This is a genomic window from uncultured Microscilla sp. (genome assembly GCF_947493425.1).
GTDB lineage: Bacteria > Bacteroidota > Bacteroidia > Cytophagales > Microscillaceae > Microscilla.
This window is the reverse complement of the sequence record NZ_CANLRP010000185.1, coordinates 1-15,832: the sequence shown is the minus strand read 5'-3', so window position 1 is coordinate 15,832 and position 15,832 is coordinate 1. Positions and strand designations below refer to the sequence as shown.

At 42.6% G+C, this 15,832-nt stretch carries 7 protein-coding genes; 4 read left to right on the top strand and 3 right to left on the bottom strand.

The features are described 5' to 3' along the window. Positions 1-660: 660 nt before the first annotated feature. Positions 661-4,551 (top strand): hydantoinase B/oxoprolinase family protein, encoded by a 3,891-nt coding sequence (locus Q0954_RS28375; protein WP_299463370.1) that lies wholly within the window; start codon positions 661-663, stop codon positions 4,549-4,551. A 73-nt stretch (positions 4,552-4,624) separates the two neighbouring features. On the opposite strand, the gene Q0954_RS28370 is transcribed toward Q0954_RS28375, so the two are convergent. Both Q0954_RS28370 and Q0954_RS28365 read right to left on the bottom strand, forming a co-directional pair. Then, positions 4,625-5,089 (bottom strand): YbjN domain-containing protein, encoded by a 465-nt coding sequence (locus Q0954_RS28370; protein ID WP_299463367.1) that lies wholly within the window; start codon positions 5,087-5,089, stop codon positions 4,625-4,627. 292 nt (positions 5,090-5,381) lie between these two features. Further along, entirely contained in the window at positions 5,382-8,045 is a 2,664-nt protein-coding gene (locus tag Q0954_RS28365) for an alpha-amylase family glycosyl hydrolase (protein WP_299463363.1), read from the bottom strand. Positions 8,046-8,238: 193 nt separating this feature from the next. Between Q0954_RS28365 and Q0954_RS28360 the strand changes: the two genes are divergently transcribed. The 3 genes from Q0954_RS28360 to Q0954_RS28350 all read left to right on the top strand — a co-directional run bounded on the left by Q0954_RS28360 (position 8,239) and on the right by Q0954_RS28350 (position 14,231). Then, positions 8,239-8,838 carry a hypothetical protein gene (locus Q0954_RS28360; protein WP_299463360.1) on the top strand — a complete coding sequence of 200 codons (600 nt, stop codon included), beginning with the start codon at positions 8,239-8,241 and terminating at the stop codon, positions 8,836-8,838. Positions 8,839-8,858: 20 nt separating this feature from the next. Next, positions 8,859-9,299, top strand: a complete 441-nt coding sequence (locus tag Q0954_RS28355) for a thioesterase family protein (RefSeq protein WP_299463357.1) — start codon at positions 8,859-8,861, stop codon at positions 9,297-9,299. Between the two features lie 339 nt (positions 9,300-9,638). Continuing rightward, positions 9,639-14,231: a HEAT repeat domain-containing protein gene (locus tag Q0954_RS28350; RefSeq protein ID WP_299463354.1), complete on the top strand. Its 4,593-nt coding sequence runs from the start codon at positions 9,639-9,641 to the stop codon at positions 14,229-14,231. Positions 14,232-14,727: 496 nt separating this feature from the next. Here Q0954_RS28350 and Q0954_RS28345 read toward each other — a convergent pair whose 3' ends face one another. Then, positions 14,728-15,345 (bottom strand): hypothetical protein, encoded by a 618-nt coding sequence (locus Q0954_RS28345; RefSeq protein WP_299463351.1) that lies wholly within the window; start codon positions 15,343-15,345, stop codon positions 14,728-14,730. Positions 15,346-15,832: the final 487 nt, after the last annotated feature.

The window sequence follows — 15,832 nt, the reverse complement described above, 5'->3', positions numbered from 1 at the left end:
CAGCATATTTTGAAGCTTTCATGCTACAAAGATAACTTTTTAACCAATATTAATATTTTCGCAAGAAGTCTAATAAACAATCGTGTAAAGTTTTCAATACATGCTTTGTTTGTCAATAGATTTGTGTATTATTAAATAATGAACAAAAAACGGCTTTTGTTTTCGAACTAAATTTTTTCTCAGCTGCTTAACTATTGGGCAGGTTGATTAATTGACATAAACATAAACGAGTGAGATACTTGGGTGAAAAAATCTTTGTTTTTACCAATTACCTGTTTCTCAGGGGGTATTGAGGCGCTTTTTTTTGTTTGTTTAAGTTTAAATCGAATATTTTTGGTTAAATTCCAGGACAAAAAAACAAGATTATATTACGACTTTCATAAATTATTTTTTATGATTGTTAATCTTTTTTACTTGTTCTGAATATATTCTTCTACTATTACCCAATTTTGTGATATGTATAATTAAAAAGCATACATACTGAAAGTTATAAGTAAATTTATATTTCATAAAATTTAGAATATCCGGGAGAAAACTGGTCAGAGTAATGATTAGTTTTGATTAAATCCAACAGAATCAACCAAAGAACAAAAACTTTTATTTAAAACATTTAAAAAATCAGATTGATAGGCTGATAAATTTACTTTCCAAAATTTTCACATGGAGATGAATAATGTTACTTATTACTTTTCTATAGATACAGGAGGCACATTTACAGACTGTATTGCGCGTGATTCATCAGGCAATGAATACCGTAGAAAAGTATTGAGTAATAGCACACTTAGAGGCAATATTGTCAAACAGATAGATGCCAAGACTGTAAAAGTGCGAGAAACCTGGAGCCTCAAAAAAGACATTATTAAAGGGTATGAGTTCAAGGTTTTGCAACAAGACCATCCCAAGGTACTGGTAGAGCGCTTTGATATAGAAAAAGAACTACTTGTGCTTTCTCAACCGCTTGATTTCGACTTAGTCAACCGTAGCTTTGAAATTACTGCCTACGAAGAAGCCCCCATCTTAGCTGTTCGTTTGATTACTCAAACCTCCCTTGACGATACTTTACCCCCTATACACATGAAGCTGGGTTCTACCAAAGGAACCAATGCTTTGTTAGAAAATAAGGGGGCTAAAATTGTGTTTTTTGTAACTAAAGGCTTCAAAGATTTACTCAAAATAGGTACTCAGCAACGCCCCGATATATTTGCTATGCGTGTAGAAAAACCTGCCCCACTGCATTATAAGGTAGTAGAGGTAGAAGAGCGCTTATCGGCAAATGGAGAAGTACTGATGTCATTGGTATTGCCTGATACCAAAATATTAGAAGAGCTCAAAAGCGAGGGAATCACATCGGCAGCAGTGGCTTTGATGAATTCCTATAAAAATCCTGCACATGAGCAACAGGTCAAGCAGTTTTTGTTAGAACATGGGTTTGCCGATGTATCGGTTTCTACTGAGTTATCATCGTTGATCAAGTTTTTGCCTCGCGCCGAAACCACAGTAGTCAACGCTTATTTATCTCCAGTAATCAACAATTACCTAAGCAACATTGCCAAAACCCTGCAGGTAGTCAAAGAAGACCCAGGCAAGGACGTAATACAGTTGTTAGATAGTTCTTATTTGCAGGTAATGACAAGCGCCGGAAGCCTGGTGCAATCTCAAAGCTTTCAGCCTAAAGACAGTTTGTTGAGTGGACCAGCAGGAGGAGTAGTGGGTGCATCTACTATTGGAAAACTATCAGGGCATAATCGCCTCATTACCTTTGACATGGGAGGCACCAGCACTGATGTGGCACGTTATGACAATGAATTTGACTATAGGTTTGACCTTAAAATAGGAGATGCTTATATATTTAGCCCAGCCCTGGCCATTGAGTCGGTAGCAGCGGGTGGAGGTTCGTTGTGCTATTTTGATGGATTTAAGTTATGTGTAGGTCCCGAAAGCGCAGGAGCTTTTCCCGGACCAGCTTGTTATGGTGCTGGCGGGCAATTGACTATTACTGATATACATTTACTTTTGGGGCGTTTAGATGCCCGACAGTTTGGTATTCCGGTGTTTCAGGATGAGGCCGAGAAGCAGCTCAATATTTTGGTAGAACAGATTGAGCTCCAAACCAAAGAAAGTAGAAACGATGAAGATATTCTTACGGGCTTTTTGCGAATAGCCAATGAAATAATGGCAGGAGCCATCAAAAAAATATCTGTAGCCAAAGGTTATGACCCCAGCGAATATGGTTTGGTGGCTTTTGGTGGAGCAGGTGGTTTGCATGTATGTGGCATTGCCGAGTTGCTCAATATTAATACAATTCTTATCCCTCAAGATGCAGGCTTGCTGAGTGCTTATGGCATAGGGGCTGCTTTGCTGGAGCGTTTTGCCGAAAAACAATTGCTTACCTCAGTACAAAGTTTTTTTGGAGAACAAGAAGCCGCTTTGCAGCAACTGTTTGACCAACTTGAGACAGAAGCTTTTAATGAGGTAAAAGACGAGGGTATTCCTGCCAATAATATTGAAATCCGTCAACGCATTGCTTATTTACGTTTCAAAGGACAAGATGCCAGTCTTGATATACCTTTGACCAATGACAAAGCCAACATAGAGACTATAGTAGAACACTTCCGTAAAAAATACGAAAATATTTATGGCCATTGGGTGTCCAACCGTGAGATAGAGGTAGAATCTATCCGGGTAATTGCTTCGGTAAAATCTGGCTTGGAAACAAAGGAGCTTCCTAAGCCTAATGTTTATGTGCCCGAACCTTCGCATTATATTAAATCATTTATAGACGATAAGTGGAGAAAAGCACCTGTATACCTCCGCGAAAACCTACAAAAAGGTGCCACTATTGAAGGGTTTGGCTTGGTGCTCGACAAGCACAGCACCACGGTGATAGAGGAAGATTGGGTGTTTACGATAGATGCTCAAGGCACAGGTATTATTACCCGCAAAAAACGAGTAAAACGACCTGGAGGCTACTTCAGAATCTCGGAATACATGAGCGAAGAGATAGAGCTGGAGCTTTTCACTAACCGATTTATGTCTATTGCCGAAAACATGGGTGCAATGCTTCAACGTACATCTTTATCAGTCAATGTAAAAGAACGGTTAGATTTTTCTTGTGCCCTGTTAGACGCTAAAGGTGAGTTAGTGGCCAATGCGCCTCATATTCCGGTACACCTTGGTAGCCTGGGGGTATGCGTCAGAAGCGTGCTCAAGTCAGGGGTTATGTTGCAAGACGGCGACACTATTATTACCAACCATCCCAAGTTTGGTGGTTCTCACTTGCCCGATGTTACGCTCATTACTCCAGTATATTCAGAGTACCGCCGTTTGATCGGGTATGTAGTAAACCGAGCGCATCATTCAGAAATAGGAGGAATAAGACCAGCATCTATGCCTCCCGATGCCAAAAACCTTTCTGAAGAGGGGGTGGTCATTGACCCATTCTTTTTGGTGAAAGGTGGGAGAGTTAACTGGAAAGAAATCAGGCATGTGCTTGAAAACGCCGATTACCCTACCCGTTCTATCGAAGAAAACCTGGCAGACCTCAACGCTGCCCTTGCCGCCAACCGCAGCGGTGAGAAAGCATTGAAAAAACTGGTGAAATCTCATGGGTTTGACAAAGTGCAGTTATATATGAACATGCTCAAGCTCAATGCCTTTAATAACATGGGAGAAACGCTGAATAAAATTCCTAATGGAATCTATACTGCGGAAGAGTTTTTAGACGATGGAACACCTTTGCGGGTAAGTGTAGAGGTAAAAAATAGTAGTTGTACCATTGATTTTAAAGGTTCGGGAGGAGTACACAAAGGAAACCTGAATGCTAACCCAGCCATCGTTAATAGTGTGGTGATTTATGTGTTACGCTTGTTGCTGGATAAAAATATGCCATTAAACGATGGTATTTTAACACCAATCAGGATCAATATACCAGAAGGCACCATTTTGAACCCTCATTTTCCTGATGATATTACCCAGTGCCCTGCTGTAGTAGGAGGCAATGTAGAAACCAGTCAACGTTTGACCGATACTTTACTAAAAGCATTTGGAGTAATGGCTTGTAGTCAGGGAACAATGAATAATGTACTGTTTGGTAACCAAAACTTTGGTTATTATGAAACCATCTGTGGAGGCTGTGGTGCAGGTGCCTCATTTGATGGTACGTCAGCAGTACACCATCATATGACCAATACCCGTATTACTGACCCCGAAATTTTTGAGCACCGCTACCCGGTAAGGCTCGATAGGTTCGAGATAAGAGCAGGCTCAGGTGGTCAAGGAAAATTTAAAGGAGGTGATGGCATCATCAGAGAAATTACTTTCTTAGAACCCGTATCCTTGTCAGTGCTTACCCAACACCGTAGCGAGCGCCCCTACGGTTTAGAAGGTGGTGAAGAAGGGCAGTGTGGGGAGCAATATATAGAGCGAAAAAACGGGCAAGGTAAGGTAGAACGGGTTTTATTGGCAGGCATCGATGGTTTAGATGTAAATGCAGGCGATAAATTGGTAATTAAAACTCCTGGAGGTGGAGGGTTTGGTAAAACAGAGTCTTAGAAAAACGCTTATGTAAAATACTTTATAATCAATAGTGCAAGGAGGTCATTTTGTCCTCCTCTTTTTAAATCCTTTAATTCAAAGGTGTCAAACCTTCTCGTTGGTCCAGCCCCTGGCCTCTGTTGCCATATTTTTTTAGTAACTTTCTTAAGTATTCAATTCCGTAATTACCCACCCTGGTAATCATATTATAGGCTTCTTCATCGTCTAGCCCTTCTACCTCACGTATTACTTTTAGGCAAGTCCAGCTATGATATAAGGTAAAAGCCACCCCAAATAATTGGTCGTTGATACGCAGTAAATCTTCATAAAACTCTGGTATTCGGTAGATGGGCACCTCCATAATAGGAGCCACCACCTGAATATAAGCGCGTTTTTCCCGGTCTATATGCCACACATCTATCCATACGGTAATATCGCCCCGTTTGAGGTCCCAATGACCCTCGGTGTCTTTCGAGCGGCAAATCACCGGATCAACCCCCAAACGGTCTATACAGTTCTCAACAATACCATAGTAGTATTTAATATTATTTTTCATAAAAAAATTATTAATTCAGGTGTCAATGTATAAAATTATGAGGAATGATCGAAACATAGAACTTGGGTATTTCGCAAGAGGGATAGAGCGGCGTTTACGGGAAAGGTATCGCCTGATAAGGTCATGGCTGCTGTTGAAGAAGGTCATAAGTTGAATCATTGCTTGGTCTAAAAACGAAAAGAGCGTTGGAAAAGTTATGCCTGAATAGAGAGTTTTATTTAGCAAAACAGCGTATATACCAACAAAACCTTGCCTGATATAAAATATCGGGCAAGGCAGTTTAAACAAGCCCTTATTCCTTTATCCAAATTGTCAGGCTTTTGCCCTTGAGCTTCAGCGAGTGAGTTTTGTTGCCTAAGAGACTTTTACTTATCCCTTGTTTTAGCTGTACTTGTTGGGTATTGGCAACGGGTTTCCATTGGCCAGCAGGCAAAGTTACTCCTGTAAAAGTATAAGGCTGGGCACCTGCATTGAGCAATACTAATACCTTTTTATCTACCAAATAGCCTAAAACATCTTCGCGGTTTTTGGGGGCAAGCCATTGGTAATATCCCTCAGGCACTGCCTTTGCCACCCTAAATACTTTACCCGCTTCCGATAAACGAAACGTATTCATTCCTTGCCAAAAGGCATACATATTTTGATAATTATTCTTGTTTTTTCGTCCGGGCTTTTGTCCTACAGTTTGCCATAAAAAACGATTGGCGTTGCGGTGGTTATAAGTATCACGGTAGCCGTGCATATATATTTTGTACCCTGCTTTGGTTTGTTTCACTACTTCCTTGAGCGGGGCAGTAGCTTTGCTTCGCATAATCTCCGATCCTCCATGAGTCACAATAGGTCCTAGCGTAGTATAGAGCAAAGTCACGGCTATTTTATACGCTGCCTCGTCTACCTCATATCTGCCATCAAAGTTTTTCCCAAACTGATCGGCCAAGGCAAAATTATCGTGAATATCAAGGTAACTAATGCCACTCAAGGGCGTTTTGTCATCAGTAAACTGGTTGGCGAGTCCCTTCATTACATTAGCGCGTTCGCTAAATTTACCTCCCGCCCAGCCCCGGTCTTTTTCAGGGTCTTTCAGCTCAAACACAGGTCCTTTAAAAGCGTTGCGCGACTCGTCCTGAAAAAAAGTAATGGGAGCATCTTCCTTGTACCAGTCCCAATCGGGGTTGTTTTCAAAGTTAGGGTCGTTAGAGCCAATCCAAGCCTCACCATACACAATTTTGTCCTCTCCAATAGCAGTTTTGAGTGCTGTTAGGGTTTGTTGGTCTATTTGTCCGGCAAGGTCAATCCTAAAACCATCAATCCCAAACTCTTTGATATAATGTTGGCACTGGTCAATTAGCCAGCGTTGCACCATAGGGCGGTTTTCTGTTTTTACTTCGTTGCCGTAAGCGCCAATGTGCTTAAAGTTTTTGGTACGATAATAATATTGCTTGCCCAAAGTGTTGAAGTGAAAGTTCCAGAAGTTTCCGTCCATATTTTCGGCGGTGTGGTTGGGCACAATGTCTATAATTACCGCAATACCCTTGTCGTGAAAAGCCTGCACCAAATCTCTAAACTCTTCGCGTTCTTTGCCTGGCTCGTTGCCTTTGCTGCGATAACGCGATTCTACCGCAAAAGCGTGGGAAGTACGGTAACCCCACTGATAGTTTTCATGGCTTACCCCCTGTGCTTTCATATAAGCATCGTTGCCAAAGGAGGCTTGCCAATCTTTGGTCGGAAAATGTAAATACTCTTGCACTGGCATCAAGTGTACCGTGTTGATGCCCAAGTCGAGTAAATAATCAAACCCTATTTTTTTGCCCCGTTTGTTGCGTAGCCCAGGGGTTGTCATTGCCTTGAATGTACCCTTATGAGCGGGTTTTACGGGCAACAAGTCAGTGAAATCTTGTACGTGCACTTCATACGCAATCACGTCTTCCATTGCTGGAATACCATTTTTGAGCGGGGTAGCTGGCTTGGTTCGCCGCCAGATTCTGGTTTTGCCCCAGGTGTCGTCGCTTACCCTGGCATAAGGGTCGCTGATGTGTACTGGGTTGGTTTCATAAAAATGATTGCCTGGTTCTTGGGCTCCGTGTACTGTAAAGTCATAATATACCCCATGTAAATCTTCAGGGATGATGACCTCCCATACCCCGTCTTGATCTTGTTGAAGGTTTTCTACACGATAGGCTTTCTTGTCTCGCCTGCCTTTATACAAATAAAGCTTGACTTGATTGGCACGGGGTGAGAATATTCTGATGCTGGTTTTGCTGTCATCGATGTTGGCGCCCAATTCTTTGATAGAAAAAGCCTCGCGGAACCAGCCATCAAACGAACAATGGGTTTTGAGCTTAAGCGAAGGGATTTCTAAAAAATATACCCGTTTTTTGTTCAATGCTTTAGCAGGGGTGATAAGGGTAGAGCGGGCACCATTGGGCAATACGCTTGCTACTGGAATAACCTTGCCCTGGGCATCGGTCAGGCGATAGTCTTTGGGGCGCAAAGGACGTTTTGGGGCTTTTACTTCTGCCCATATCAGGCAATTGCTCCTGAGCTCAGCTTTGAGCCCTGGTTGAGCACTTTGGGGCATAAACACCAAATCACTGCCTTTTTTATTTTTGGCTTTTGCCGGAGGCTCTAGCCATTCGCCCTTGTTTATTCTAAACTTAAATTTTGTATTGGGGCTAATGACCTTAAAGCCGCTATTGTTAAAAGTAATTAGCCATTGTTGCCCGGTTTTTTTGAGCCGCCATTTTTCCATGTCCTTGTCCCATTTTCTAAACTCCCCTGTCACCACTACTTTTTGGGGTTTGACCTGATAGAGGGCTTCGTCGAATATAAAAGTGACCTGATCACCAAAAACAGCATAGCCTTGTTGGTTTTGTGCACCAGTAAATGACTGGGCAAACAACCAAGGGCTCAGGAACATATAAAACAGGAAGGTATTAAATGCAGTGATATTTCTCATGAATGGTGTAATTGCTTTTTTACCTCGAATATACACAATAGAAATTTTGATTGAAATATAGAAGAGTACCCTGCCGGGTTTTATTCAATAGAGTGGCAGTATTTGACAAAATAATGAAAGGTGAAACTAATCCCTGTGAATTTTTTATTTTAGCTTTTAATGTAGTTTGCATTTTGGTTAGAAAAAGCACGGTATGAAAGATAAACAACACCAAACCGAAGAAGCATTATCAACTCCCTTAAGCATCAGCTTGTACATAGTATGGATAGCTTTTTGGGCGTTGATGATTTACTATGACTATACCCATGTAGTCCCTTACCTATACAATACTTCTTCTTTTTGGTTCAACGCTGGGTTGTATGGCGAACCATACTCTTTGGTGTGGGTATTGTCTATGTTTGCGGCATTATTTGCCGTAGCTCCTTTGCGTCAAGGCAAAATGTTGGGTTTGTTGGGAGGCGCCTTGTTTGTGGTAGTACTCCTGAAGCCATTCCTGGTAGATAAAGTACCCCGCCAAACAGCACGTGATTTTATAGCGGAGCATCAAACACTATTAGAGCAAATTGTACAAGCATATGCTCAACCAAAAGCACAGCAAACAATTGATATGAATAGAGAAGTAACACGCCTGGGCTTTGATAACCTTTATGTAAACAATGGTGTGTATCATTTTTCATCGTTGGCAGGGGTGGGCGAGAGTGCAGGGTTTTTATGGGCACAAGGCGCCTTTGCTTGCCCGTATAGATATTGCAAAAAAGTAGCAAAAAACTGGTATGTTTACTCTACAGATTAAACCTTATCTTATTTATAACAATGACTAATCAGCCAAATCTTTCCTTGTTTAAGTTCAAACACTCATTGCGGGTACGTTGGGCAGAGGTAGACCCCCAGCAAGTGGTGTTTAATGGGCACTACTTGACCTATTTTGATGTAGCTTTTACTGAGTACTTCCGCGTGTTGGGGCTTACCTATCCCGATGGACTCAAACAATACAATTGTGACATGTATGTGCGCAAAACTACCATTGAGTACCACGCACCAGCACGGTTCGACGACGAACTAACCATTTATGTGCGTACCTCAGACTTGGGCAATACCAGCATTACTATTCAAATGGAGATTACTTGCCAGCAACAACACCTTGTTAGCGGAACACTGATTTATGTAAATGTAGATGTTCAAACTCAACGCCCCATGACACTGCCTCAAGGTGTACGTGAGGTGTTTGAGCATTATGAAAACCTAACAACATAAAACGAGCTTTACCAAATGTTATTTTAGTGATGTGTTTGTAGTCACTGTCTGTTTTTAGTTTAAACTTCTTAGGAATGGTGAAAAAATAAATTTCTATAGTTTACAAAATATTTTGAAGCTAGACGCGGCAAAAAATCGGCTAATAGCAGCGCTATTCGGCTATTTTTTAACAAAGTATAGCAACAAAAGATGAGGTTAAGAGTGTAAATTTATTTTGGAAGCATTCCTTAGCCTTGCTTAATTTTTATTTTTTTCTAAATTCCAGATACCTATTTTGAAACTGTCATTTATCAGGCTTACACCTAAATATTTTGCTTGCTTTATCTTAGAAATGCGCTTATGAACACAAACAACATGGAAGCTTTACAGCAAAAAATACAGACAATTGCCCAGCAAAAAAATACAGACATTTGTCTTGCCTGCCAGCTTGCCCTTAAGCTCACTTCTGCTGGTTTTGCCCCGGTCAAACCCTGGTTTGAGGCTTGGGTAGCCCAATTGCCCCAATTGTCTTATGAAACCCAGGTAGCATTAAGCGAAGTGTGGCATTGCCATGCGGCGGCAGACGATTTTTTTGATCCAGATGACTTACCGTTGATTTTGGCAGTAAGGCTCAAGTGGTGGCAAACCTGGTTGGCTGTGGCGCCTGAAAAAGCTATGCAAGGCAAAGACAAATACTTGTTAGCTAAAGCCTTGCACACGTTGCAACCCCGGAGTAAAGGCAGTCATGAAGTTTTGCTAAAGGTGTTAATGGCAGATGAGAAACCCTGGAGCACCGCTTTGATTTACTTGTTACGTTTGGGCATTGGGCAGGCGTTGCTGTCTTATGAGGTACTTTGCGAAGCAATACTTTATTTGTTGACACATGCAGACCATTGGCAGCTTCAGGCAGTGTATGGCTTGTTGAAAGACTTTTACTTTTGCTTTGAGCAATGTCCAGAAGTAGCCTGTAGAAAACTGATGAATCGAGGACCAAAGTTTGAAGTGCTGGGCTTGAAAATACTTGCTCTGTGGGGAGCCAATTCTTTGTTTGATGAAGTAATACAAGAGCAACACTGGAGCATCGATACAAAACTAGTGGCATTAGAGGTATTATCGGCGCAAGCCACTCCCAATTTGGCCGATACGTTGGTGCAATGGTTGGGGGTGTATACTGCCCATAGCGAAGCACTACTTGAGCACTTGTTGGCGATGGCTTATGATGGAGTGTTTTGCCATGAGGCACAGATGACCCCATTGTTACATTTTTACTTTGCTTATGATATTTTATCTGCCCGGCAACTGGCTATATTGTTGCACGGCAGGTTTGAACAAAAACTGGAAGGGTACGCAGCGCATCATCCTGTTACTCCAAAAAAATGGATTGCCCTATTGGAAGCATTGAAGAGCGATCCAGCAAAAAAAATGCTGCACGAACTTTTGCAAGCCAATCGTTATCCCAATCATTTCGAGCAACTTTTGCGGGCATTGGTTGAACTGGATTATCACCCTGCCGAAGACACCATTCTGGCCTATATGTCATTGCATCCTACGGCTTGTTTGAGTGCTTTGCAGCGTTTGGGTGGGACAAAAACTGTAGCCTATCTTAAGCAAGCATTGCAAGTAGAAGGAGAAAAAAAACGCCTGCCCTCGTTTGAAGCCCAGGCCTTGCCCTTGTTGTTACAATTGACCGATAGCCCTGCGTCAATTTATCAGTATTTGCAAGCACATCAACTGCCTGGACGTTTTGAATTATTACCTTACCTGTCTGAATCGTTACACACAAGTGCTCAACCTTTTTTGCTGAGCGCGCTAGATCAACCAGCCGTTGATACTCAAATTGCAGCCCTGCGTCAGCTGGCACAGCAAGGCAATGCAGAGGTGTTGCCATTGGTAATAAAAAAGCTGGGAAATGCCAACGACGATATACAAATGGCTGCCTGGCAGTGTGCACAAGAGCTTGCTCAGCGCATTGCCAGGTATGCTCCGCCAGGTAGTAAAGATGCCAACCAATTATTGGCAGAGGCAATAATTGCCAGGTTGCCACAAGTGCAGGCGTCAGCGGTTCTACAGCGGTATTTGGGCTACCTGACCGAATGTATAGATCATCGTTTTGACATAGGTTTGCTCGAAGGAGTAGCTGCCTCTAAAGATCCCCACGTGCTTAAGTTTTATATTGCCTGTTTAGGAGCAAGTCATCAACCCAAAGCATTTTACCTTATCAAGCGTTTTTTGCATCCCAATCAAGACATTTTTACTTTGCGCCAAGCACTGATTGCCCTGACTCAAATGTCAGAAGGCAACCACGAAAAAGAGGTCATCACTTTGTTGCGACACCGCAACATGAACATTAAAAAAACAGCGGTAGCGTATTTGAAAACACATGGTACCCAACAATGTGTATGGCCACTTACCCAATTGTTGATGAATAATGATAATTCGGGGTTGCGCTCCGCTATTATCTCAGTATTGCAGGGCATTCTGGGGGCAAATATGCCTTTTGTGTTATTGCACGAGCTGTCGATAGCAAACTCGCCTATCAAGCAACGTTTTTTGAGTTATACTCTTGCCGATTTATGCCCGCCTGAACAGTTGGTACAGTTTGCGGCCAACTACCCATTGTTTGACTTACCTCCTGACCTCAGACAGGAACACGACATAGAAAATACCCGCCAACTTGAGCAGTGGGTAAAACAATGGTACGAATCGCAGCAAAGCCTACGTCAATTGCTCAGTGAAGTGACTGATTTGCGCAAAGCTATAGACAATGAACCTACCTTGCTCAATGCCTTGCCGGCAACGCGTGAACTGATGGGCAATTATTTGAGAAGCCTCACTACAAAGCCGCATGACTTGGCTACCTGGTGTACACTGATGTACCAGCATGAGCTCACCTTGACTGATGAGGAGGCGCGTTTGCTATATGCCAACGCCAGTGGAGGTGCCAAAAGCTGGGGTTGGGAGGTGTTAAGTCTAAACGAAACACAAGAAACCCTAGAGTGGCACAATTTGCTACACTATAAGAACCCTCCTGAGCTGATATTTTTACTGCGTTACTTTATCCCCCGAAAGGGGCTAAAGGTGGTGTTGGAGCATTGGCTTAATGCAGGTAGAAATGTGGCAACTATTCGAAAGTTATTGGATGCATCGGGGATGGTGTCAAAGCATTTGACAGCAGTATTGCTTGAGCTGTATGAGGCTCCTGCCGTAAAAAATCAAACCCAAAAAGGTCAAGCCAAACAAAGTCAAGCCAAACAAGAGCAACAAGTGGCCTTGGCAGATTGGCTCTTGTCGGTGGTGGGCAAGTCGGCTTATTGGGTACAGCAAATGCTATTTAAACGTGCCAGCCTTGAACAGCAAATATATTTGTGGGGGCTGATGGATCCAGCGGGGCAATCGTTTCTGGTAGAGGAAGCACTGGCTTTGTACAAAAAATGCAGCGTTGAAGAGCAAGACACTTTGTTGGGCAGGATTAAAAAAACGGCACAACATCCAGCGTTGATCCAACTAAGTTTTGAAGAATATCTTCAGGGCAAACCACTTACTTTTTGGCAGCACCAACCACTTGACCCCACTCAAATACAACAGCTGACTCGTCACCCCAATGCCCTGAAGTACCTACAGCAGCGAGGCGATTTTTCGCCTTTTGGCAATGATTTGTTGCGACAATTTTTGCAAAGCACCCAATCAGCCAATGAGACCATAAAAGAAGATACACATTGGGCGTTGCAACGTAACTTTGCCTTGTTATCTGCCGAAAGGCAATGGCAAATATTACAGCCCTTGCTTGATGAAGGAGCGTGGCATTGGTTGAACTGGATTAAAGAAGTGGGACCAATAGCCCCCGAACTATTGGACATGCTGAGGCGGGCAAATACCGAGGGAAGTATGTATATACTTGCTTGGTTGCAAAGCTTGCCCGGTACCTTGTTTTGTCCGGGGTTGTCTTCGGTATTGCTTGAGCTGTGTGCCCAACTGCCTCACCCTTTGCCTGCCGTGCAGGTATTGTGTAGATTGCCCGCCCTGCCCTCGTTAGTCAATGATTTTGCGGGAGTGTTTGCAGAGTACGATGTGCATCACAAAACTGAGGTATTGACTTGGTTGCTTGCTCAGGCAGGGCGGCAAGGCTCCCCACCAAAGGCTATGATAAAAGCCCTGCGACAACATTGTATGGAGTTGGTGCATGAGGCATTGTTATGGCAAATAGATATACAACACGCAGACTATGAGGCAGTAGACGAAGTGGAAAATGCGTTGCAATCGCTTAAGAAGTTAGCAAAAACAGCCGCCACTGAAACCGAAGCCGTGCAATGCTTGCAATATATGGCAACGCAAATGACAAGGTTTAGCCCTCGCCAACAGTTACACTGGCTTGCAGAGTTGTATGCTTACCCGGTAGTGGCACCAACGGTTACCCAACTCATTACTCAAGTCTTTGCCCAAGAGTTGTTGGCACTTACTTTTTTGCCCGCCCAAGCCAAGGCAGCTTTCGAAAAACGTTTTTGTGAGGCAGTAAAAACACAGCAATTTGCTGATGGTCAGATCGTACGCAAAGCATTGAAAAACTTTGCTGAAGACCCACCACCTGTGGTCAATGAGTTGATGGAATACATCGTTTTTCATGAAAAATACCGTGACCTGAAAGTGTTATGCCTCCGTTTGCTTAAGAAGACCTTACCCCAGGCAGACTATCTGGAGCTTTGTTTTAAACTATTACACTCCGATCATTTAGACTTGTTGAAAACGGCAGTTCGCACCCTTACTTTTGCGCATTATACACAGGCCATACCATATTTTATCAAGTTGCTTTTTCACAAAGACAAAAGCATTGGGCAAGCAGCCCAAAATGCTTTGCTCCATCAGGGAGAGGCAGCTATTGAGCAGCTTGAGATTGAGTTGCCCCGACAGCGCCCCGATAAAAGGAAGGTACTGGAGCGGGTATTGACTTTGTTTTAAGCCCAAGACAATGCGTCATTAATAATCGAGTAGGGGCGCCATAGCTACGCCGTTGCTTGTGTCTTCACAAGCAACTTAATAGCGCCAAGCGATGAAATTTACTAGGCCAGGGCAACCATAAAGGATTGCCCCTACAAAAGGCATTTGAATGGGTTTTGACGCTGTTCTTACGCCGTTGCTTGTGTCTTCACAAGCAACTTAATAGGGGCGCCAAGCGATGAAATTTACTAGGCTAGGGCAACCATAAAGGATTGCCCCTACAAAAGGCATTTGAATGGGTTTTTTGGCTCGTTTTTTTAGCTAAATAAAATCCATGATCCTCCGAGAGCAAGCTCGGAGTTATGAACCAAACTTGATTTGGGGAAATGAACGGATACCTGAGGGAAACGAAACCAGAGTTTATTCTACAACTTAGCAGCTATTTTTATGCTGTAAAACTATCAAAAAAAACAAGGCTTATCTGCTATAAAAAAGTGTACAGTTTCAAGTAATAGTGTTACAAACTAAAGTAAAACAATTGAGGCTTGGAACCACGTACTTTCCAGGCAATGATTTGCTCAGGCTCTACTTTAATCATAAGCTCTCTTATATGGTATATTTGGCTGTACTTGTCAGATACCTGTGGAAGCATAAATTCCTCTATTTTGCCGTTTTGTTCCTCCCTGATGGCTTGCTGCACGTGGGCTGCCAGGTGAATATTTTGCCATTGCTGGGTTTGGGTTTCTCGCCAAAACAAGGCACGTTGCATCAAGTATTTGGTGAAGTTTTCGGCAACAGCCGCATAATCCTTATAGTAAACTCCCCTGGCATCGAGCGCCCTGGCGTGCAAAGGGTGGCAGTCCATACAAGTAATGAGTACTCTACGGGGGTTGTCATCGTCAAAATCAAGGTCTAAAGCAGGCAAGTGTTCACTGTGTTTGTGCAAGAGCCCATAAACAAAAGAATGTGGGGGAAACTTGTGAAAGTAGCCCGCATAACGCAATTGAAAGTCTAACAACTCATCAGTAATTTTTAGGCGATTACGTTCAAACACTTCCTTAATTACCTGAGTATCTTTTATATAGGGCAGTCGTTGGTGTGCTGCTAAGTAGTCGATTAAAAGTTGTGTATACATTTTTGTGTGTAGTTTAAAGTTCGTCATCTTTGGTAATATGCCCGCCCACGAACGGAGCTTTAGCAGTTTGACTTTGGGATTTTTCTTAAAACCTGAATACTTATTTTGCCTGTTAATTAGTAAATATTGTGAGTAATCAATTGAACGTGTTTTGTGTATTTTATTTGTTGGGTCTAAATGAAAATAACGGCTTTTGACTTTTGTTGGTTTATCATGGGTAGGTGCAGGATATACGTTCAAACTGTTAATTTTGTTAAATATGATCCAAGTCATTTTTTTTGCCCTAAAAGGGCGTCAATTTTGAGCCGCCTAACAACCTAAGTAAAATGGAAAAGATAAAGTAATCTCAAAGAAGTACAACGATCAGAGACGATGTTCAGTAGGGGAGGTTATTTTTGTAGTTTTACTAGCAATACTCCGCAGTGATTTTAGCCAAAGTTGATTACTGATTAACTTCGTTGAGCTCGCCGTAGCAGAGCTACAGGCT

What these genes read in the sequence shown, in the direction of transcription:
- Q0954_RS28350 (WP_299463354.1), top strand. Translation starts at nt 9,639, where the DNA reads ATGAACACAAACAACATGGAAGCTTTACAGCAAAAAATACAGACAATT.
- Q0954_RS28365 (WP_299463363.1), bottom strand. Translation starts at nt 8,045, where the DNA reads ATGAGAAATATCACTGCATTTAATACCTTCCTGTTTTATATGTTCCTG.
- Q0954_RS28355 (WP_299463357.1), top strand. Translation starts at nt 8,859, where the DNA reads ATGACTAATCAGCCAAATCTTTCCTTGTTTAAGTTCAAACACTCATTG.
- Q0954_RS28375 (WP_299463370.1), top strand. Translation starts at nt 661, where the DNA reads ATGGAGATGAATAATGTTACTTATTACTTTTCTATAGATACAGGAGGC.
- Q0954_RS28370 (WP_299463367.1), bottom strand. Translation starts at nt 5,089, where the DNA reads ATGAAAAATAATATTAAATACTACTATGGTATTGTTGAGAACTGTATA.
- Q0954_RS28345 (WP_299463351.1), bottom strand. Translation starts at nt 15,345, where the DNA reads ATGTATACACAACTTTTAATCGACTACTTAGCAGCACACCAACGACTG.
- Q0954_RS28360 (WP_299463360.1), top strand. Translation starts at nt 8,239, where the DNA reads ATGAAAGATAAACAACACCAAACCGAAGAAGCATTATCAACTCCCTTA.